We start from the raw sequence: 20,604 nt of genomic DNA on the forward strand, positions 1-20,604 counted from the left end.
TGAATGGCCCGTTATGAGTGCAAGACCCGCTGAAATTCGCGTCGAGTCGTCGATGTCGCATCCTGTGTCCGCGTCCGCCCAGCCGCTTGGCGAAAGTCGTCGGACGTTTCTCGCCGGTGAATTTTCGCGCAGTCATCGTTGGCTACTCAATGTGATCTGGCGCAAGCTCGGCAATGTGTTCGACGCCGAGGACATCGCATCGTCGTCGTTTATCGAACTCGCAAGCCACGATCCGGCCAAGATCCGCGAACCGCGCGCGCTGCTGACGACGATCGCGCAACGGCTCGTATTCGACCTCTGGCGTCGCCGTTCGCTCGAACAGGCGTATTTGAGCGCGCTTGCCGCGGCTGAAACCCACTACGAACTCTCCGAGGAGTCGCGTCTCGAACTCGCGCAGTCGTTGCATGCGATCGACCGCGCGCTCGCCGGCGTTCCGCTTAAAGCGCGCGAGGCGTTTCTGCTGAGCCAGATCGACGGCATGACCTACGAGGCGATCGCCGAACGGATGCATATCTCGCAGAGCATGGTGCGCAAACACATGACGCGCGCGCTCGAAGCGTGTCTGCACGCCACGTCGGTGTCGTCGGGGAGCCCGCGGTGACAGGTCGTGATTCAGCGGCGCGCAGCGCGCAGGAAGCCGTGCAATGGGCCGTACAGTTGCGCTCGGGCACGATGTCGGCAAACGAGCGTCATGCGCTCGATCGCTGGCTCGCGGCCAGCGCGGACAATCAGGCGGCCTGGCATAAGCTCGCCGATTCGCTGAGCGCGCTCGTCGCGCCCGCGGGCGTCGATCACGCGGCGTTTCGCAGCGCGCTGCTCGTCAAGGAGCCGAGTCGCCGTCGTTTCGTGCTGACAGGCGTGTCGGCGCTCGCGGTGGCGAGCGGCGGCCTCTGGTTCTGGCGGCAAGGCGCCGTCGACGCGTTGCCGGGCGCCGCGCCCGGTGTCTGGATGCGCACGGCCATCGGCGAGCGCCGCACGTTCGAAGCATCCGGCGGAAGTTCGCTGATGCTCAATGCGCGCAGCGCCGTGCAGGACATCGTATCCGGCGATGTGCATACGTACGCGCTCGACAAGGGGGCCCTCTATATGGATGCGCCCGCGCAGCCGAGCCGCGTGACGCCGGTATCGGTGCGCACGCGCGACGGCTATCTCCAGACTCAGTCGGGCGCGTTCGGCGTGACGCTCGTCAAGCAGGGGACGCGCGTGCAGGTCGATCGCGCATACGCCGACATCCTCACGCTGAGCGGCAATCGCGCTCGCCTGCGCGCCGGCGAGCGCGCGGTCTTCGACCGCAATACGATCTGGCGCGACGCGGCGCACGGGCCGTCGTTCACGTCGTGGACGCAAGGCCTCTATGTCGCATCGAATACGCCGCTGGGCGACGTCGTCGATGCGCTCGAACCGTATTTGCCGGGCCTCTTGACGATCACCGACGAGGCGGCGCAACACCGCGTGAGCGGCGTATTCCATCTCGATCGCCCCGAACAGACCCTGCAGCAGATCCAGGACACGCTCGACGTCCATGTCGAGCGCTTCAGCCGTTATATGACGGTCATTTCCGCCTAAGACGCGAGATTCCGGCGTCGCATCGCGACGTCGGACGCGGTGCATATTCGACTCCCGCAAAAAATATTTTCGCGTTTCGGTGTCACTTTTTTCGTCTCGCGCGACATCGCTCATGAGAAGGCACGATCAAGCCGATCGGGCCACGGTCTCTGAGAAACCCGCATGCCGCAGAGCATTTCCTACGACGCCATCGATCTGAAGATCCTCGATCAGCTTCAGCGCGACGGCAGTTTGTCGATCGCCGACCTCGCCGAGCGCGTCAGTCTGTCGACGACGCCGTGCTGGCGCCGCGTTCAGCGTCTCGAAGCCGAAGGCACGCTGTTGCGGCGTGTGGCGCTGCTCGACCCGGACAAGCTCAATCTCAAGACCACGGCTTTCGTCAGCATCAAGAGTCCGTTGCATTCGAAGGAGTGGCTGACGGCATTCCGCCGCGCGGTCCACGACATTCCCGAGATCGTCGAGGTCCATCGGATGAGCGGGCATATCGACTATCTGCTCAAGGTGCTCGTGCCGGATATCGGCTTGTACGACGATGTGTACCAGCGACTCATTCATATGATCAATCTTCTCGATGTCAGCTCGAGCTTCTCGATGGAAGTGCTCAAGCAGACGACGACGCTGCCGCTCGATTACGTGGGACCCGGGCGCGGCGAATGACGATGCGCAGGAATGTTTTTCCAAATACAGGCCCGGATATCCCTCGAGTTTGAAAAGGAAATCCATTTTCGACTGCTTAAGCTGTGTTTCGTCGGATCGAGATCGATCGCGGCGATTGAACCGGACTGAACAGGAATGAACGCCGTTCCGGACGATGCCTTCGTCCTGGAGCGACGACGCAAGAACACGCTTTGCTCGCGACGGGTGAAGCACCCAAGCACATCTATTTAGTTATACAAAACGGGGAATCGAATGAACGAGATCAAAAAGGGCGTATCGGCGCGAACGGCGCTACGCCGCACCGCCGCGGCCTGGGCGGTCGCCCAGATGTTCGTCTCGCTTGGCGCGTACGCGCAGGACAGCACGGTCCGACACGCGTTTCATCTTCCTGCGGGCACGCTCGAATCCACCTTGCTCAAGATTGCGCAGGAAGGCGGCCAAGACATCTCGTTCGATACCGCAACCGTCGCGCAGCTCAAGTCTGTACCGATCGAAGGTACGTATACGACGGACGAGGCGATCGATCGCGCACTGGCGGGCAGCGGTCTCGAACGCGTGACGACGGCGAGCGGCGCCGTTGCGATCCGGAAGTCATCGGGAAACGCTAACGGGGCGAAGGCGGGGGCCGTCGCGGCCGGCGCCCCGGCAGCGAATGCCAGTGCAGCCGAGCCGGGTACGGACGTCGTGACCGAGCTGCCGCTCGTGAGCGTGCAGGCGCAGCGCGATAGCCAGGGCAACGGGTATATCAGCGACAATTCGACGACGGCGACGCGCACCGACACGCCGGTCAGCGAAACGCCGCAATCGATCACGGTCCTCAATTCCGAGCTGATCCAGCAGCAGAACGCACAGACCATTTCGGAGGTCGTGCGCAATGCGTCGGGCGTTCAGGTGCAGACCACGCCTTTCGCGGGCGACCAGTACACGATACGCGGCTATGCGGGATCGAACGTGCTCAGCAACGGCCTGCCGCAGATCACATCGGAAGGCGCGTCGTCGCTGATGCCGACGATCGGTGTCGCAAGCGTCGAAATCCTCAAGGGCCCGTCGGCGATTCTCGCGGGCACGGCCGAGCCCGGCGGCGTCGTCAATATCGTCAAGAAGACGCCCGACGCCGACCCGTTTCATGAAGTCCAGCTCGGCGTAGGTTCGTTCGGCGAGCTGATGGCCGCGATCGACTCGACCGGCGCGCTCACCGACGACAAGAAGCTCCAGTATCGATTGATCATGTCGGTCGACGGCGCCTCGACGACCGATATGGGCTACGACGGCAAGAAGAATTTCTATTTTTCGCCGAGCATCCGTTGGAAGGATGCCGACAACGATTTCATTCTGAATTACACGCGTACCGTTGCGACGATGCCGTTTCCGTCGTTCACCTACGGTGCGAACGGCTCGCCGGTCCGCGATATCCCGGATTCTCCGATCGGCAACGCATCGGACCATTTCGGCTTGCAAGAGGACGATCTCACCTACACGTTCGAGCATGATTTCGATTCGCATCTCTCGTTCACGTCGAAAGGGCAATACACGCATGCGCGCGACGAGCAGCAGGCCTGGGGCCCCGTCGCGCTGCTGGACGGCGCACCCAACTACGATGCGGTGCTGCTCGGTTACGACACGCATCAGGTCACGAGCGGATGGGCATTCGACAACTACCTGACCGCAAAATATTCGTTCGGCAAGCTCAAGAGCGTCACGATGGCGGGCTTCGACTATGTCGACAGCCGCACCGAGCAATATCAGTCGGAAAGCACGGGCATCATGGTCGTGGGCGTCGGCGACGGGTGGGGCACGGCACCGAATGCCCAGACCGACGGTCCGTACGACGGCTATACGATCGGCTATCAGGAGTTCGGCGGCTTCATTCAGCAGCAATTCGAATACGAACGCCTGCATATCCTCGCGTCGATTCGCGCAAGCAGCTATTGGGCGATGCCGACGTTCTCGACCGATGCGCCGTCGCCGCACGAAACCGCGTACACGCCGAATGTCGGCGTGCTCTACGATCTGACCGACTGGGTCTCGGCGTATGCGAACTATATGCGCGGCTTCTATCCGTCGACCTTGCTGACCTATCCGGACGGTCAGTTGCCGCCGCAGCAGAGCAAGCAGATCGAGGCCGGCTTCAAGTTCCACTTCTTCGACGACAAACTGCAGGTCACGACGTCCGCGTTCCGCCAAAGCTATACGAACGCTTATATCAGCGACCCCGAGCATTACGACTACTACCTCGCCGTACCCGGCATGACGAATCGCGGTTTCGAGATCGACGTCTCGGGCTCGCCGCTGCGCAACGTCAATATGGTCGGCAGCTATACGTATCTCGACTCGAATCACGCGAACATGGTGACGCAGTTCTGGCTGCCGCATCACACGGCCAGCCTGTGGACGACGTATAACTTCGACACGGAACTGCTGCATGGTCTCGGCGTCGGTGTGGGGCTCTTCTACACAGGGCGCTACTACGTGGGCGACGACAAGGCGGTTGCAATCGGCAGCCAGGTCGAGACCGATCTCGGCGTGTTCTACAAGCGCAAGCAATACACGCTGAATCTGTCGGTCAAGAACCTGTTCAACCGTTACCTCTATGGCACGGGCGCGACGGATCCGTCGTTCATCCCGCTCGGGCCGTCGCGTACCGTCATGTTGACCGGCGCGTACGACTTCTGACGCGCGCGATCCATGGCCACCGTCATCATGCCGTCCGATATGCGTGCCGCGCCCGGCGTTCAGGTCCAGTCGTGGCGTCGCGTCGCCGTCGTCGCGCTGGTGACGCTCGCGCATCTCGGCGCCGGATGGTGGCTCGTCGCGCGCCGGCCCGAACCGGTCCTCGCGATCAGCAAGGGCGCGCCGCCGAATGCGGGGGTGCGCGTCTCGCTCGTCAGCGAGCCGGCTCGGCCGACGCCGACACCGCCCGTGGTGCCGCCGCATACCGAAGCGAAGCCTGAAGCGAAGCCGGTGCCGGTGCCGGTCAAACCTGTGGAAAAGCCCGTGCTCGCCTCGGAACGCAGCACGGCGACCCGGACGGTCGAGGCACCGCCGCCGCAGACCACCACGCCGACGCCGCCTGTTGCACCGGCGCCCGAAACGACGGCCGCCGCCGCGCCCGCTCAATCGGCCGCGCCCGCGCCGCAAGGTACGCCCGACGCCGCGGCGCTCGCGCTACCCAAGCCGATCGGCGACGCGCAACTACACGAGCTCGGGTGTGTGATTCCGGCGCCCGTCTATCCGTCGGCGGCGCGTCGCATCGGACGCGAAGGCACGGTGTCGGTCGCCATCACGATCGATCGCGCCGGACGATTCAGCGCGGTATCGGTGCTGCATTCGAGCGGCTATGCCGACCTCGACCAGGCTGCCGTCGACGCGGTATCGCGCGGACATTGCTCGCCGTATGTCGAAGACGGCATCGCGCGCACGGTCACCGCGGCACAGCGTGTCGCGTTCGGCCTCGGCAACTGAATTCCATGTGCCCGCGTGTCGCCCCGACCGGACACGCATGGCGAGCACGCCCATCGCATCAGTCATTTAGCAAGCGGAGCAGCGGATGAATCACTACGGCTTTATCAATGTATGGCAGCAGGGCGACTTCGTGACGCGCGCGATCGTCATCGCGCTGGCGGCGATGTCGATCGCATCGTGGTCGGTGCTCCTGATTCGTCTCGTGGCGGTCAGCCGTCTGCGCGCGATGACGGCGACCATGCGGCGCGCGTTCTGGTCCGCGGCCGACTTCGACGCCGGCATCGCGAATCTCGGGCCGTCGATCGCCAATCCCTATCGCGATCTGGCGCTTGCCGCGCGCGAAGCCAGCGAACAACGCTTCGACGATCAGGCGATGCTCTACGGATCGCTCGACGCGAACGAATGGATGTCGCGATGCCTGAAGGATGTGTTCGACGATCACGTCGCGCGTCTTCAGGGCGGCCTTGCCGTACTCGCGTCGATCGGCAGCACGGCGCCGTTCGTCGGTCTGTTCGGCACCGTCTGGGGGATCTATCACGCACTGGTGTCGATCGGGGAATCGGGGACCGCGAGTCTCGATCACGTCGCGGGGCCGGTGGGCGAATCGCTCGTGATGACCGCGTTCGGCTTGTTCGTCGCGATTCCCGCCGTGCTGGGCTATAACGCGGCGTCGCGCGGCAACAAGGCCGTGATTCACCGCATGATGCGATTCATGCACGAATTGCACGGCTATTTCATCGTGGGCAATTCGCCGAGCGCGCCGCGTCGCCCGAGTGCGAATGCGCCGGCGGCGGCGACCGTGCGCGCCGCGAAGACCGACGACGCGCTCGCCGCCGCACCCGACGCCGTGGCGCGGCGCGCGAACGGCGATGGCGGTACGCCGCTCGCGGCCACGACACACTAAGCGAAGCGGAGTCTTCTCATGTCGATGAACCTCGAAAGCGGCCACGACGGCGATCTCGTCACGGACATCAATATGACGCCGCTGATCGACGTCATGCTCGTGCTGCTGATCATCTTCATCATCACGCTGCCCGTGATGACGCATGCGCTCAAGGTGGATCTGCCCAAAGCGGCGAGCGACCCGGTCAAGACCGATCAGCACGATATCGATCTGTCGATCCGCGCGGACGGATCCGTCGCATGGAACAAGGTGTCGGTCGACGACGCCACGCTCGCCGCCGACATGGCCGCCGCGGCCGCGCAAAGCCCCTTGCCCGATGTGCGCATTTATGCGGACGCGCATGTCGAGTACGGTCGTGTCGCGCGGGTGCTGTCGGCGGCTCAGCATGCGGGGCTTTCGAATCTCGACTTCGTGACCGAGCCGGAATCGGGTACGTCCGCTCCCGGCTCCACGCAAACGGCGCATTGACATGATGTGGTTTTCAAAGCCGCCGCGCGCGGCCGGGCAGGCCCCTGTCGCCGAACGGATGCTCGCGCGTCGCAAGGCGACATGGTGGAGCTTGATCCTGCCGTATTGGATCTCGGAAGAGCGCGGGTTTGCGTGGGCCTGCGTCGCGCTCAAGCTCGCCATCGATTATGGCGTGATTTATATCTCGGTCTGGCAGAACGGCTGGACCGGGCGCTTCTACGATGCGATCGGTGCGCGCCACGTCGATGCGTTCGCGGGTTTGCTCGGCGCACTGACGATTGCGCTTGCCGTGCACGCGGCCTGCATCACGGTCAGTATTTATCTCGGTCAGATCATTGCCGTGCGCTGGCGCGCGTGGCTGACGCATCGTATCGTCGAAGCCTGGACGTCGACGGGCGCGTTTTTTCGGATCGAGCGAGACGGTCTTGTCGAAAATCCCGATCAGCGGATCTCGGAAGACACGCGGCTGCTGATCGAGCAATCGATGCATCTGTTCTTCGCCGTCTTGAGCGTGCCGGTGTCGGCGGTGTCGTTCAGCATCGTGTTGTACCGGCTGTCGGGCAATTTCCATATGACGCTCGGGGAGGTCGCGCTGACGATACCCGCGTATATGGTGCTCGCGGCATTTCTCTATTCGGCGATTTCGCTGCTCCTGACGCATCTGACCGGCAGGAGCTTGATCGCGATCAACAATGAATCGCAGCATCGCGAAGCGGATTTCCGCTATAGCCTCGTCAAGATTCGCGAGCATGCCGAGCAGATCGCGTTCATGCGCGGCGCCCACGAGGAGGATCGCCGCGCCAAGGCGATGTTCGAGCCGATTCGCTCGATCATGTGGGAGATCATCCGGATCACGCGACGCATCGGCATCGTCAATACGACGTTCGGCGAGGTCGCGTCGCTGGTGCCGATTCTGCTGATCTTGCCCGCGTATCTCGCGGGGCGCGTCGCGCTGGGCGGGATGATGCAGCTTTCTGGCGCCTTCGGTTCGGTGACGAGTACGCTTGCGTATTTCTCGCAGGCTTACCAGACGTTCGCGTCGTGGCGCGCGATCGTGAATCGGCTGAGCCTGCTCAGCGAGGAAATCGTGCGTAGCGCCGATGCGCAGGCCGCGCATGAGGAGACACGCGCGGCGTTGTCCCTGAGCGATGGCGTGACGGTCGTACACGATGCGCGCGGCGAGGTCCGCTCGGACGGACTTCGCTTGACGACGCCCTCGGGCATCGTCCTGTCCGAGACGGGGCCGGTGCGCTTTCGTGCGGGTGAACGATGGATCGTGCGCGGCGAATCGGGCAGCGGGAAAAGCATGCTGTTTCGCGGTCTCGCCGGACTTTGGCCGCACGGCAGCGGCATCGTCCACGCGCCGCGTCCCGATGCGCCCGGTGGACGCATCGAGTTCCTGCCGCAGCGCAGCTATATCCCGACCGGATCGCTCAAAGCGGCCTTGTGCTATCCCGACAGCCCCGATCGATACGACGACGCGCAATGCCGCGATGCGCTCGAGGATGCGCATATTCCGGGACTTGCCGCGCGCCTTCACGAAGTCTGTGCGTGGGACGACTCTCTGTCCGGCGGCGAAGCGCAGCGGGTCGCGTTTGCACGCGCGATGCTGCGTCAGCCTGATTTCGTTTTCCTCGACGAAGCGACGAGCGGGATCGATGCCGAAGGCGAAAACGCGATGTACACGAGCTTGATGCGCAGATTGCCGACAAGCTGCATCGTGAGCATTTCCCATCACGACGGACTGCATGCGTTTCACGATCGCACGTTGCGCGTCGGTCGTCCCGCTCGCGCAGAACATGATCCCGCGCGGACGGGGATACCCGTTCCGCTTGCCTGACCTTAGATCTCTCTCGTAACGATGAGCACCATTCAAGACCTCGATCTGGGCGAATTCGAAGCCCGCGTGACGGCTTCGCCTGTCCCTGTATTGATTGACTTCTGGGCACCCTGGTGTGCGCCGTGCAAAGCCATGGCGCCCGTGCTGGAAACCGTGTCCGAGCACTTCGGCGAACGCGTGCTCGTGCTGAAGCTCGATGTCGAAGCGCATCCGGATGCGCACGAGCGCTTTGGCGTACGCGGTATCCCGGCGTTGATCCTCTTCCGGCGCGGCGACGAGGTCATGCGTCATGTCGGCGCGACATCGAAGCTGAGGCTCAATGCGATGATCGAGCCGCATCTCGGCGACGGCGTGGAGGCGGTGCATGAACGCGGATGAAGCCGGGGCGGCGACCGAGACCGCCTTGCGTGTCGAGTATGCGAGTCATGGCGGCGTGGCGACGATGACGTTTGTTGCGCCGCGCGCCAACACGATGACCGAGGCATTGATCGATGCGCTGTTGGGGGGGATCGCGCAGTACGCGGCCGACGCGACGGCGGGCGTGGCGATCCTCACGAGCGGCGGCGCCGACTTTTCGTCGGGCGCGTCGTTCGATGAACTCGGGACGCTGTTCAACAGCGATGCGACACGGCTCGTTTGCGATGCAATCGATGCGCTGAGCAAACCCGTGATCGCCGTGTTGCGCGGCAAGGTATTCGGCGCCGGCCTCGAAATCGCGCTCGCATGCGACTGGCGCGTGGCCGAGCCTTCGGCGCGGCTCGGTTTGCCCGAGTTCGCGATCGGCTTGCCGCCGGGCGGGGGCGCGACGCAGCGATTGCCCGCGATCGTGGGCGTCGAGCGCGCGCTGGATCTGATCTTGAGCGCACGCCATCTGGTGGCCGCGCATGCGTACGACACGCATCTGGTCGACGAACTTTACGATCCCGGCGTTTCCGACGATCTCATACAGCTCGCCAAACGATGGGCGGGGCGGCGACGGATGCGTGCGGCGGCCATCTCGCAACGCGCGCCCGCGTGGCTCGCCGATATCGAGGCGCGGCGTGCGGGGTTTCGCGCGCGGCGCTGCACCGAGGGTGTCGCGGTCTGCGACGCGGTCGAAGCCGGGCTCAAAGAGGGCGCTCGAGCGGGCTTCGACGCCGAGCTTCGCGGCTATCTCGCTTGCGAAAGCGCCGCTCGGTATCGAGCGATCCGGAACGCGAGCCGCGTGCGCGCAAGCGTCATGACGCGCGGCTTGGCATCGGATCGTCATTCCGGGTCAAGTCAGAGATCGGTGCTCAAGAGCGTCGTCATGATCGGAGATGCGTTGCCGGCGATGCCCGCATCGACATGGGCGCAACAAACGATACAGGTGTCGCGCTATGCGGATGTCGAGTCGCTGCGCGCATTCACGCGCAGCGATCCCTTCGTTGTCATTTCGCGAGCATTCGGCCAGGACGGCGTCGAACGCGCGATCGACGCCGTCGTCTCGCGTGCCGCCGACGCCACGATTCTCGTCGTCGAGCGTGCCGAGGTGCAGCCCGACGCATCGCCGGATCGCGTCCATCGAAGCGCGTCTTTATCGTCTAAGAGAGGGGGCCTGGCGTTTAAGCGTAACGCTCGGGTTGTCGACGCATTCGCATACGGACATCAAGCCGATTCGGTGCTCCAGTGCATGCGCGGAAATGAGGCCGATCCCTTCGTCCTTGAACGTGTCGTGGCCTTTTCCGACGCATTCGGCATGCTTTGCGTGCACGGCGCCGATATCGCGATCGGTCCTTCGCTGATCGACGACTGGAGGCGCGCCGTATCCGTGCTTCGTGCGACGGCGGCGACGCCGGACGAGCTTGATGCCGCGATGGTGGCGGCCGGTCTGGCGACGTTAGCGATCACGCGTGAGCCGACGGGCCCTTCGATCGACGCACGCGACGCGCAAGACACATCGACCCGTGCGCCGGACGTCGCCATGCACGATGTATTGCGCTGCGCGCTGGTGAATGCCGGCGCACGCATGCTTGATAACGGCGACGTGCAGCATCCCGACGATATCGACGCACTGCTGCACTATGGCTATGACGTTCCGCCGGAATCGTTGCCGTTCGGCTGGGGCGCGAATCAGTTCGGCGTCGTCAAGTTGCATGAGACCTTGCGTGCGCTTGAACGTGCATACGGCGCCGAATTCACACCGGCGTCGATGCTCGTACGCGCGGCCGCGCGCGCCGCTTGAGCTGAGCGGCGTACGCGGCAGGCGTGGTGATCGAAGCGGCCGAGACGCCTCGGCGCGTTGCGGCTGCTTCGTGAAGCGTCTTTGTGTCAAGGCCTGCCTGTCGAGGGGGGCGCAACGCAAAACGCTCACTTCAACTCTGCAAAGTGGAAGAAAAACAATGAAGACAACGATGCGTGCCGTGTGTGGATGGATGAGAGGCGGTGTTGGCGTGGCACTCGCGATGTCGACGATCGTCTATCTGCCCGGTGCGGCGGCGGCGACCGGCGATGCGCAGGCGGGAGACACGAGCGTGGCGTCCGCCGCCTCGGCGAGCGGGACATCGACGAAGGGTACGACGACGAACGCGGCGGCTGCGCCGTCTTCGCTAGCCTCGAGCATGGACGCGGAGCAAAAGACGCTGTTGTCGACGCTGGAGAACATCGATCTCGGCCAGGATCCGGCGAAGGCTGAGGTCCTCAAACACTGGGTTCGACGCGTTAGCGAAGATCGAGATATTTCTCGCATGCTCAAGGACAACGCCGGAAAGCCGCCATTTGCCACCGCGTCGATTTACATCGACGGCATGCTGCGCATCACGCCCGACGAGCGCACGGCGCTGTTCGCGTTGAGCGCCGATGCACATGCTGCGGCGCCTAAAACATGTGTTCCCGTCGCGCAGATGATCTTCGCCAATAGCACGGCAGTCGGTGCGATGTCGGCCGCTGATTTGGGGCAGTTCTTCGATGTCGTGTACGACATGCTCAAACAGTCGGCGATCGATGTGCCGATTGCGACGATCACGCCTGAACAGCGGGCACAAGGCCAGCAGGCCGTGAATCAACACGCGCAGGATCTCCTCAAAAACGATCCGCAAAGCGCGGATGCCATCGCCTTGGCGGCGGTCGATCCCTACAGCGCGACGCCCGAGTCGCGTTGCCTGATCCAAGCGATGGGCAATCGTGCACTGCTCGCCACGCCGGAGCCGTATCGTGACTGGGCCATCATTGCGCAGTTCGAGCAGATCAAAACGAGTCTGGCGGCGATGTCGCATCTCGGTGTGCATGCGGCAAAGCCCGCACAATCGGCACCGCAGAGATAGTTCGCAAACGCACCCGCCTTTGTCTGGCGGTGCGGGAGAGACGGGCGGTGGCGCATACCCAACCCCCCAGCGCGCGCCGCCCCGTGCATCCCGCTATCTTCCGCCCAGCGCGACATACAGGCCCACTTGATTCGCGAGCAGCGCGTATCGCGCGCCGGCGAGTTCGGCATCGGTGGTGCGCGTGGCTTGCTCGGCATCGAGCCAGTTCGACAACGCAACGGCACCCGTTCGATATTGCCAGGCCACGCGTTGCTCGCTTTGTCGAGCCGCATCGAGCGCGTGGGTCCATTGATCGACCTGAGCCTGATCGTCGGCGCGCGCCGCGAGCGCGTTCTCGACGTCGCAGAGCGCTTGTTCGAACGTTTTGGCGAAGGCGACCGCCGCGGCATCGTAAGTCGTCTGCGCGGCGCCGACCTGCGCCTTGATGGTCCACACGTTCAGAATGGGCGCCGTGATGTCCGCCGCCAGCGTGCCGATAGGGTTTTGCAGGATATTGCGGAGCGCATCGCTTGCGGTGCCCGCCGATCCGGTCAACGTCAGATTCGGATAAAAGCTCGCCCGCGTGGCGTCGACGTCGGCGAGCGCGCTACGCGTGCGCCATTCGGCGGCGCGAACATCGGGTCTGCGGCCCAGCAGCTCGGCGGGCAGTCCGGGCGCGACGGAGGGCAGCGTCGTCATCAGACGCGCGGAAGGAACGGCGAAGACCTCGCCGGGCGCTTCGCCGATCAAGATGGCGAGTGCATTCTGCGTTTGCGTGCTTTGCAGGATCAAGGCGTTCAACGCGGCGCGCTGTATCGCGAGCGCTTGTTGCGCGGAAAGCAGATCGATCGCCGTAATGGCGCCGGATTGATAGCGCACCTGCGTCAACGCAAGCGTCTGCGCATCGTATTGAACTGACGCGGTACTGGTTTCGATCTGCTCCGTGAGCAGCGCGAGGAGCCAATAATCGTCGGCGACTGTCGCCGCGACGCTCATCTTGGCCGTCCGTACGTCCTGCGCGCTGGCTCGCGCTTCCCATTTGGCCGCTTCGGTCGAACTGGCCAAGGCGCCCCAGAAATCGACGACATAGCTCGCCGATGCCGTCAATGCATCGACATGCGATACGTAACGATTCCCGTGTAACGAGTGATCGTTCGCGAGATCCGCGCTTGCCGATAATGCAGGCATCTGGTTTGCGTGCTGGAGATCGACGGCGAACTGGGCGGCCTGCAGGTTGAGAACGGCTGTCTTCAGATCGTGGCTCGTCGCCAAGGCGCGCTCGATCAGCCGATTCAGATCGGCATCGCCGAAGGCCTGCCACCAGGGATCGACGTCGGTGCGGGTGTTCGCGTCGTCATCCGTCGTTTCCGGACGAGGGGGCGCGGCAGGCTCTGACGTTGACGCTAACGTCGCCGGCGTTGCCGCGTCCGCCGTGTGCCACTGCTCGGGAACGTCGACGACGGGCGGTTGCCACGCGGTGTGGGTGAGCGTGCCGCATGCGCTGACGCATAGCGAGGCAAGCAGCGTGAGTGCAAGGCCTCGTCTACGCGAGACCGGTTTGCGGCGAGCGGTCTCAAGCGCGGCGCGCATGGACCGGATGCGCGTCGAGGGAAGGCGCGCGGTCATTCGCGAATCAACGCTTCGGCGGGGCTGAGTCGCGCAGCCTGACGCGCCGGAAAATATCCGAAGACGACGCCGACCCACACGGCGCTCGCGAATGCGACACCGATCGAGTTCATCGACAGCACCATATAAAAATGACTATGAGGGTTCGAAAACAAACGGACGATCGCGATGGCGAGCACGACGCCGATCAGCCCGCCGATCGCGCATAACCAGATCGCTTCGATAAGGAACTGATTGCGGATGTCGGAGCGTCGCGCGCCGACCGCCATCCGGATCCCGATTTCATGCGTGCGCTCCGTCACGGACACCAGCATGATGTTCATCACGCCGATACCGCCCACGATCAGCGAAATGAGCGCGATCGAAGAAATAAAAATGCGGAACGACTCGTTCGACGCGGTGGCGATTTTCAGGAACGTGTCGGAGCTGAATGTCGTGAAGTCGGCCGTGCCGTGACGTCGCTTGATCAGCGCCGAGATGCCGGCGAGCGCGGCGTTCGACGGCACGCCGTCCGCGAGCCGGATGGTCACGCTTTGCAGGTTGTATGCGCCGGTCATGCGCGACATGACCGACGAGTAGGGCATATAGAGTCCTAACGACCCGGGCGAGAAGGCCATGGCATTGGTGCCGGACACGCCGATCACATGACACGGGAGATTGCCGACCAGAATGACCTTGCCGATCGGCGAGTCGGCGCCGAACAGCGTTTGTTGGGTCTTCTGATCGATGACCGTGACGGGGCTGGCGGACTCGACGAGCGACGCATCGAATGCACGGCCGGCAATGATCGGAATCCCATGGACGCGAAAATAGTCGGCGCCTGTACCGTGAACCGTCGCGGTCACGGCCTTGTCGGCGACGCGAAGGGTTTCGTTATTCGTGACTTCCGGCGTGACGCTGTCGACATAGGGTTGCGCCTGCAGCGCGCGGACATCGGCCAGACTCAGCGTATGGATCGCACCCGCGTGCAAGTCGCCGGCCATTCGACCCGGAAAGAGGCTGATCGTATCGGTGCCGAACTGCCGGATATGATTCATGATCGTTTGACGGCTGCCTTCACCGCGCGCGACCATGCATGCGACGGACGCGATGCCGACGATGATGCCGAGCATCGTCAGGAACGACCGCAGACGATGCGTGGCGGCCGAGCGCATCGCGAGTCGAAAGGCTTCGAGTAATCGATCCAAGGCCGCGGAAGGATGGCGCAGGCCTTGCGATTCCGTGGCCGGCAACGAAGGCAAGGACGGCGACGTCGCCGTTGGGGCGTCGGCGGATGTCCAATCGCCGCCGCGATCGCTGACGACGCGCCCGTCGCGCAGTTCGATGATGCGGCGCGCATGCTGGGCAACCTCCATGTCATGCGTCACGATAATGATCGTATGACCTTGCGCGTGGAGTTCGTGGAGCAGCGTCATCAGCGCTTTGCCGCTCTGACTGTCGAGCGCGCCTGTCGGCTCGTCGGCGAGAAGGATCTGGCCGCCGTTCATCAACGCGCGCGCCACGCTCACGCGCTGTTGTTGACCGCCCGATAATTCCGTAGGGCGATGCGAGGCTCGGTCGCCCAGTCCGAGACGCTCAAGCAGATGCATGGCGCGGCGATAGCGCCGTGCCGGGTCGATGCCGGCATAGACGGCGGGCGTTTCGACATTCGCGAGCGCGCTTAGATCGTTGAGCAACTGATATCGCTGAAACACGAAGCCGAGATGTTCGCGACGAAGTCTTGCAAGGCCGTCGGGATCGAGCGTGTCGGTGGCGATACCCGCCATTCGATAGGTGCCCGCGGACGGCGTATCGAGGCAGCCGAGTATATTCATCAGCGTCGATTTGCCGGATCCCGACGCGCCGACGATCGCGACCATATCGCCCCGCTCGATACGAAGATCGATGTCGTGCAATACCGTGAGCGCGGTGTCTCCGGAGCCATAGGTTCGGCTCACGCGCTCCAATTCGATCAAGGCGGTGCCCGGATTCAATGGATGACTCGTGTTCATCAATGTTAGCCGGGTGTGCTGAACGGATCGCGCGCACTGGCGCTGGAACCTTGGCCGACGATGACGCGATCGTGCGCGTCGAGACCGTCGAGAATCTGCACGACGGTGTCGTTCGCGATTCCGGTCTGCACGCGACGCGTCACGGCGTGACCATCGGACGCGAGCACGCGCACCTTGGACGTCCCCGCACGAGGCGGCTCGACGAGCGCGGTCACCGGGACGACCGCGGCATGTTGCGCGCGGTCGAGCACGACCGATACCTGTGCGGTCATCGAGATCCGCAATCGTCCGTCGGCGTTGGGCATATCGAGCAAGCCGTTGTAGTAGACGGCCGCGTTGGTCGATGCCGTATTGCTCGTCTGCGGGGTCGTCGTATCGGTCAGAATCGAATCCGGCGCGGGCTCGATGGCTTTCAAGCGCGTGATGTAGTGATGCGACGGGTCGCCGAGAATGGTGAAGTAGGCCGGCAAGCCGGGGTGAAGCCGCACGACGTCGGCCTCGGAGATCTGGGCCTTGACCTCGACGGTATCGAGGCGCGCGAGCTTGATCAGATTCGGGGTCGTCTGATTCGCGTTGACGGTCTGACCCGCGACCGCCAGCACGGCGACGACTTCGCCGTCGCTCGGCGCGACGATCCGTGTGTAGCCGAGCGTGACGCGCGCCGTGTCCACGCTGACTTGCGCGGACGTCACTTGCGCCCGATACATCTCGACATTCGCCTGATCGACCTTGAGGGCCGCTTCCGCGGCTTCGAAGTCGGCGTGAGACCCGGCATCGTGGACGATCAATGTCTGTTGCCGCGCCATCGTGAGTCGAGCCTGCGCAAGCGAGGCTTCGCTCGCATGCAGCGCGGCGATGGCGCTCTGGAGTTGCGCCTGGGCCGTACGCAAGGCATAGATCTGCGGTTGCGAGTCGATTTCCGCGATCAGTTGGCCCTTTTTGACGCGGTCGCCGAGCGCGACATGCAGCGACTGGATCTGGCCGGTGACCTGTGCGCCGACGCTGACGAGGTCGGCGGCGCGGATCGTGCCCACGGCTTCCACGGTGGACTCGATGTCTTGATAAGCAACCGGAACGGTTACGTATTGGATGTCGGGAACGTCGCGCTTCGCGAGCATGTATGCCGGGATCGCGATCACGACCGCAAGCGATCCGGCGGCGCAAAGACGTCTGATTTTTTTCTTGTTCACGCCGCGTGTGCCTTTCTTTTTCGAATTGCGCTGTCGTGTGTTCGCATGGTCATGTCATCCGTTGACGCTTGAGCGATGCCGCGACGGAACCTCGATGGACGACATGCCCGCCGCCTTGATTCCCATGCCGATCGATACGACGATTAACAAGACGGCAAAGCCGGATTGGATGAGGTTCGGCGTGACGCGGTGCGCGGCGGCGCGTCCGGCGACCATGCCGGCCGCCGTGCCGATCGAGAAGACCCAAGCGACGTCGAGGGACGGCCTGATCCCGTGCGCGAGTGCGGAAACGATGCCCCAACTCGAGACCAAGGCGACGACGCAGAGCGATGTCGCGACGATCGCGTGCATCGAGATGTCGGTGAACCGTCGAAGCATCGGAACGATCATGAAGCCGCCGCCGACGCCGAGCAGACCGGTCATCAGGCCGGTCATGGCGCCGATGATCGTGAGTGCGATCGCCGTCGGACGAGACCATACGAGACGCCCGGTCGCCGGATTAATCCTTCCGATGCAGTGTGTCGAGGCCGACGAAGCCGTGCCGGATCGCGCCGCTTGCCGGAGAAGGCGGATGGCGACCAGCACCATCACCGATGCAAACAGCGCGAGCAGCACACGCGCGGGGACACGCTGCGCAAGATGACTGCCGACCCACGTCGTCGGCATGCCGGCCGCCGCCATGACGAGCGCCGCGCGATATCGAACCAGCCGCTTCTTGAAGGCTTCCGCTGCACCGATCGCCGCGCTGCTCGCGACGGCGATGAGCGCGACAGGCGTCGCTTGTTGAATCGTCCAGCCCATGCCGGCGACCAAGGCCGGGATCGCGAGGATCCCGCCGCCCGCGCCCGTCAGTCCGAGCACGGCGCCGACGATCAAGCCAAGCAGGACGGATTCAAGCATGGGCTATTCCATGGAGCGTCAGGGTGCGCGTCATCGTGCGGCGCGACACTGATCCACCGCGGTTCGAATGCATCTCAACGCGAATTCGATATCGGCCTGCGTCGAATATCGGCCGAAGCTGATACGCACCGTGCGAGACGCCGCCTCGGGACTCAAGCCGATACCGGTCAGCACATGCGATGGGCGGCCGGAGGCCGAATTGCATGCCGAGGTCGACGAGACGGCGAGATCGCCGCTCAGCATGAATGGGAGAAAGCCGGGATCGTCGACCGTCAAGCTGAGCGTGTTCGGGATGCGTCGGGCCGCTCGAGCGTTGACGGTGATGCCGTCGATCTCGGCCAAACCGTCGAGAAAGGACTGACTGAGTGTCTCGATGTGACGCGCATCCGCGTCCATCGACGAAGCGGCGATCTCGCAGGCCATCCCCATGCCGACGATCTGATGCGTCGCGAGCGTGCCGGATCGCAGCCCTTGTTCGTGGCCGCCGCCGTGGATCTGCCCGGCGATACGCGCGATCCATTCAGGTCGAACATACAAGGCGCCGATGCCTTTAGGCCCATAAAGCTTGTGCGCAGACATCGACATCAAATCGATGCCGAGGCGATCGACGTCGATGGGGACCTTTCCGAGGGCCTGTGCGGCATCGACATGCAAGATCGCACCCGCCGAGTGGACGATCGCCGCGATCTCGGCAATATCGGTGAGCGTCCCCAATTCGTTATTGACCATCATCAGCGAGACGAGCGATGTCGCGTCGGAGATCGTGTCGCTCAACGCGCTTGCGGTGATGGCGCCTGACGGCGAAGGTTGGATGCAGGTGACGGTATGACCGCGCGTGGCGAGGGTCGCCAATGTGTCCAAGGTCGCCTTGTGTTCGAGCGGACTGGTGATGAACCGGCATGGCCCGCGCGCGGTTTCGGCAAAACCTTTAAGCGCGAGATTCGTCGATTCGGTGGCGCCCGAGGTCCAAAAAATCGAGTCCGGTGCGGCTCCGATGAGCGATGCGACGCGCGCGCGCGCCTGCTCGACCCACGCACGCGCTTCGAGTCCGAATGCGTGCGAGGTCGAAGCCGGATTGCCGAAGCATCCTTCGACGCCGAGGCACTGCATCATGGCTTCGATCACCCTGGCGTCGACAGGGGTGGTCGCCGAATAGTCGAAATAGCGAAGTCTGTGTTCGTTACGCATGCATCGAGCGGCACTTGGATATTCGCTCGATCGTACGTGGTCGGCCGGAAAAAACGTTCTAAATTGAACGTCTCGGCGCGGTCAAAACAGCAATGTTTTTCTCAAGCATGCGCGCTTGGCGTCGACCGTGGACGCGCGCTCGCAAGCATCGCTCGAAGCGCATGCGATTTCGCCGGCTGCATGGACGCGCCGATACGCGAATCGAATTCCACCGGGCACGCTCGCGCATGTGTGCACGCGTGCATCGGTCCGGCTACTGATGATCGAGGCGCGGCAGCGCGAACAACTGATCCCTGACAACGGCGGCCGCGCCGATCGATGCGCCATCCGCGCCGAATTGCGTGAGGTAGATCGGCGGCGCTTGATATCCGCGTAGCAAGTTGGCCGAGATCGCGCGTTTGACCTTCGCTTCGACGCGCAAGAACAGCACGCTGAGCGGTCCGCCCAGCACGATCTTTTCGGGGTCGAACAGATCGGCGAGTGCAGATTCGACGAATCCCTGCGCGCGCCGGCGCTTTCCATTTCGCTTGGCACACTCAAGATCATCCCGCTGATTGCCGATAACCCAAGTAGATGCAAGGGTTTCCCGCAGGCGGGTATTTTCTGGAGAAGCATGTGCGTGTCCCGTATTTTCGTCCGGTCGTGACGATGTTCTTCGCCGCCGTCGCATGTTCGGCGTGTTCTTCCTTCGATCCGACCGATGCGGCCAATGCGGATCCGAAAATCGGCTTTGAGCGCGCGCAGAAGCTTGCTCAGGAAAATGACATCACGTGTCTTTGGGCGTGGGGCGCCGACCCGAAGTCGGGCAATTATCATTGCGAGCCCGTCAAGAAGTCCAGCCATGACGATGTCCGATTGAGCTTCAACGAAATGGCGCTGCACGTCGTCGACGGGGGCGTCAAGTTGCCCGACGGCGCCGGGACGCCGTTGCGGATGGACATCGTCGACGGCAAGATTCAGCTCACGCCGCAGACGACCGAGCTGCAAGCGCTTAGCATGCCTGTACGATAATCCGCGCCGCTCGGCTGTCCCGGTCAGGTCCAGACCGAGGCATCCACGCTGTGCATCGTGCGGGTTTGCGTGCGGATGCGCCGATGCGGCGCGGCTCACCGTCCACGGGTTTTCCATGCAGCGGCCGCCATCAAGCGCGGAAAGCCGCGCATCGTCGATGAAATAACAGGAAATTGCTCACCCTCCGGCTAAGATCGCCCGCACCTCAGCACCTCAGCACCTCAGCACCTCAGCACCTCAGCACCTCAGCACGTCGGCACCTCTGTACCTCGAACGACCTGATCGAATCGATCTCGCCGTTCACCCCAACGAACGACCCCGCGCGCGAGGCGCGCACCTTGACGCATCCCTCGACACCCCTCGAATTTCCACCGCGCGTACATGCTTCGCGATTCAGCGTGTCGTCATGGCCGCGGCTCGCTCGCGGTCGCATGGCAATCGGAAAACCTGACTCGTTTGGCTTCGTTGCGTTCATCGAAAAGCATTGTGTGCAAGTCAATCGACCCGCCAATTTCTTGACACACATCCGCACGGAACCTAC

At 63.6% G+C, this 20,604-nt stretch carries 18 protein-coding genes; 12 read left to right on the top strand and 6 right to left on the bottom strand.

Annotation, left to right across the window (positions count from 1 at the left end):
- Positions 1–52: 52 nt before the first annotated feature.
- The 11 genes from D7S86_RS07545 to D7S86_RS07595 all read left to right on the top strand — a co-directional run bounded on the left by D7S86_RS07545 (position 53) and on the right by D7S86_RS07595 (position 12,178).
- Entirely contained in the window at positions 53–601 is a 549-nt protein-coding gene (locus D7S86_RS07545) for a sigma-70 family RNA polymerase sigma factor (protein WP_121085085.1), read from the top strand.
- Positions 598–1,566, top strand: coding sequence for a FecR family protein (locus D7S86_RS07550; protein WP_158601890.1), 969 nt, complete (start codon positions 598–600; stop codon positions 1,564–1,566). The genes D7S86_RS07545 and D7S86_RS07550 overlap by 4 nt, the downstream gene beginning before the upstream one ends.
- Before the next feature lie 162 nt (positions 1,567–1,728).
- Entirely contained in the window at positions 1,729–2,223 is a 495-nt protein-coding gene (locus tag D7S86_RS07555; protein ID WP_121085089.1) for an Lrp/AsnC family transcriptional regulator, read from the top strand.
- A gap of 252 nt (positions 2,224–2,475) precedes the next feature.
- Entirely contained in the window at positions 2,476–4,896 is a 2,421-nt protein-coding gene (locus D7S86_RS07560) for a TonB-dependent siderophore receptor (protein WP_121085091.1), read from the top strand.
- A gap of 12 nt (positions 4,897–4,908) precedes the next feature.
- Positions 4,909–5,685: an energy transducer TonB gene (locus D7S86_RS07565; protein WP_121085093.1), complete on the top strand. Its 777-nt coding sequence runs from the start codon at positions 4,909–4,911 to the stop codon at positions 5,683–5,685.
- 85 nt (positions 5,686–5,770) lie between these two features.
- Complete coding sequence (locus D7S86_RS07570) at positions 5,771–6,589, top strand: MotA/TolQ/ExbB proton channel family protein (protein WP_121085095.1); 819 nt, start codon at positions 5,771–5,773, stop codon at positions 6,587–6,589.
- Positions 6,590–6,607: 18 nt separating this feature from the next.
- Entirely contained in the window at positions 6,608–7,057 is a 450-nt protein-coding gene (locus D7S86_RS07575) for an ExbD/TolR family protein (RefSeq protein ID WP_121085097.1), read from the top strand.
- Between the two features lies 1 nt (position 7,058).
- Positions 7,059–8,897, top strand: a complete 1,839-nt coding sequence (locus D7S86_RS07580; protein WP_121085099.1) for an ABC transporter ATP-binding protein/permease — start codon at positions 7,059–7,061, stop codon at positions 8,895–8,897.
- Positions 8,898–8,918: 21 nt separating this feature from the next.
- Positions 8,919–9,275 (top strand): thioredoxin, encoded by a 357-nt coding sequence (gene trxA, locus D7S86_RS07585; protein WP_121085101.1) that lies wholly within the window; start codon positions 8,919–8,921, stop codon positions 9,273–9,275.
- A complete protein-coding gene (locus D7S86_RS07590) occupies positions 9,262–11,100 on the top strand; it encodes an enoyl-CoA hydratase/isomerase family protein (protein WP_121085103.1) in 1,839 nt (612 codons plus the stop codon). The genes trxA and D7S86_RS07590 overlap by 14 nt, the downstream gene beginning before the upstream one ends.
- Before the next feature lie 70 nt (positions 11,101–11,170).
- Positions 11,171–12,178, top strand: coding sequence for a hypothetical protein (locus tag D7S86_RS07595; protein ID WP_147432251.1), 1,008 nt, complete (start codon positions 11,171–11,173; stop codon positions 12,176–12,178).
- A 93-nt stretch (positions 12,179–12,271) separates the two neighbouring features.
- Here the strand turns inward: D7S86_RS07595 and D7S86_RS07600 are convergent, their stop codons facing one another.
- The 6 genes from D7S86_RS07600 to D7S86_RS07625 form a co-directional block, all read right to left on the bottom strand.
- On the bottom strand, positions 12,272–13,783 hold the full coding sequence (locus D7S86_RS07600; RefSeq protein WP_121085107.1) for an efflux transporter outer membrane subunit: 1,512 nt from the start codon (positions 13,781–13,783) through the stop codon (positions 12,272–12,274).
- Positions 13,780–15,774, bottom strand: coding sequence for a MacB family efflux pump subunit (locus D7S86_RS07605; RefSeq protein WP_121085275.1), 1,995 nt, complete (start codon positions 15,772–15,774; stop codon positions 13,780–13,782). The genes D7S86_RS07600 and D7S86_RS07605 overlap by 4 nt, the downstream gene beginning before the upstream one ends.
- Positions 15,775–15,779: 5 nt before the next feature.
- Positions 15,780–16,964: an efflux RND transporter periplasmic adaptor subunit gene (locus tag D7S86_RS07610; protein ID WP_121085109.1), complete on the bottom strand. Its 1,185-nt coding sequence runs from the start codon at positions 16,962–16,964 to the stop codon at positions 15,780–15,782.
- A 54-nt stretch (positions 16,965–17,018) separates the two neighbouring features.
- Entirely contained in the window at positions 17,019–17,864 is an 846-nt protein-coding gene (locus D7S86_RS07615) for a sulfite exporter TauE/SafE family protein (protein ID WP_121085111.1), read from the bottom strand.
- 30 nt (positions 17,865–17,894) lie between these two features.
- Positions 17,895–19,052 carry a cysteine desulfurase family protein gene (locus D7S86_RS07620; RefSeq protein WP_121085113.1) on the bottom strand — a complete coding sequence of 386 codons (1,158 nt, stop codon included), beginning with the start codon at positions 19,050–19,052 and terminating at the stop codon, positions 17,895–17,897.
- A 253-nt stretch (positions 19,053–19,305) separates the two neighbouring features.
- Entirely contained in the window at positions 19,306–19,503 is a 198-nt protein-coding gene (locus tag D7S86_RS07625) for a hypothetical protein (protein WP_121085115.1), read from the bottom strand.
- Between the two features lie 122 nt (positions 19,504–19,625).
- Here D7S86_RS07625 and D7S86_RS07630 point away from each other — a divergent pair, with 122 nt between their 5' ends.
- Positions 19,626–20,063 carry a hypothetical protein gene (locus D7S86_RS07630; protein WP_121085117.1) on the top strand — a complete coding sequence of 146 codons (438 nt, stop codon included), beginning with the start codon at positions 19,626–19,628 and terminating at the stop codon, positions 20,061–20,063.
- Positions 20,064–20,604 lie beyond the last annotated feature (541 nt).

The sequence above is a fragment of the Pararobbsia silviterrae genome (assembly GCF_003628125.1).
GTDB classification, from domain to species: Bacteria; Pseudomonadota; Gammaproteobacteria; order Burkholderiales; family Burkholderiaceae; genus Pararobbsia; species Pararobbsia silviterrae.

What these genes read in the sequence shown, in the direction of transcription:
- D7S86_RS07545 (WP_121085085.1), top strand. Translation starts at nt 53, where the DNA reads ATGTCGCATCCTGTGTCCGCGTCCGCCCAGCCGCTTGGCGAAAGTCGT.
- D7S86_RS07555 (WP_121085089.1), top strand. Translation starts at nt 1,729, where the DNA reads ATGCCGCAGAGCATTTCCTACGACGCCATCGATCTGAAGATCCTCGAT.
- D7S86_RS07560 (WP_121085091.1), top strand. Translation starts at nt 2,476, where the DNA reads ATGAACGAGATCAAAAAGGGCGTATCGGCGCGAACGGCGCTACGCCGC.
- D7S86_RS07565 (WP_121085093.1), top strand. Translation starts at nt 4,909, where the DNA reads ATGGCCACCGTCATCATGCCGTCCGATATGCGTGCCGCGCCCGGCGTT.
- D7S86_RS07570 (WP_121085095.1), top strand. Translation starts at nt 5,771, where the DNA reads ATGAATCACTACGGCTTTATCAATGTATGGCAGCAGGGCGACTTCGTG.
- D7S86_RS07575 (WP_121085097.1), top strand. Translation starts at nt 6,608, where the DNA reads ATGTCGATGAACCTCGAAAGCGGCCACGACGGCGATCTCGTCACGGAC.
- D7S86_RS07580 (WP_121085099.1), top strand. Translation starts at nt 7,059, where the DNA reads ATGATGTGGTTTTCAAAGCCGCCGCGCGCGGCCGGGCAGGCCCCTGTC.
- trxA (WP_121085101.1), top strand. Translation starts at nt 8,919, where the DNA reads ATGAGCACCATTCAAGACCTCGATCTGGGCGAATTCGAAGCCCGCGTG.
- D7S86_RS07590 (WP_121085103.1), top strand. Translation starts at nt 9,262, where the DNA reads ATGAACGCGGATGAAGCCGGGGCGGCGACCGAGACCGCCTTGCGTGTC.
- D7S86_RS07600 (WP_121085107.1), bottom strand. Translation starts at nt 13,783, where the DNA reads ATGACCGCGCGCCTTCCCTCGACGCGCATCCGGTCCATGCGCGCCGCG.
- D7S86_RS07605 (WP_121085275.1), bottom strand. Translation starts at nt 15,774, where the DNA reads ATGAACACGAGTCATCCATTGAATCCGGGCACCGCCTTGATCGAATTG.
- D7S86_RS07615 (WP_121085111.1), bottom strand. Translation starts at nt 17,864, where the DNA reads ATGCTTGAATCCGTCCTGCTTGGCTTGATCGTCGGCGCCGTGCTCGGA.
- D7S86_RS07620 (WP_121085113.1), bottom strand. Translation starts at nt 19,052, where the DNA reads ATGCGTAACGAACACAGACTTCGCTATTTCGACTATTCGGCGACCACC.
- D7S86_RS07630 (WP_121085117.1), top strand. Translation starts at nt 19,626, where the DNA reads ATGCAAGGGTTTCCCGCAGGCGGGTATTTTCTGGAGAAGCATGTGCGT.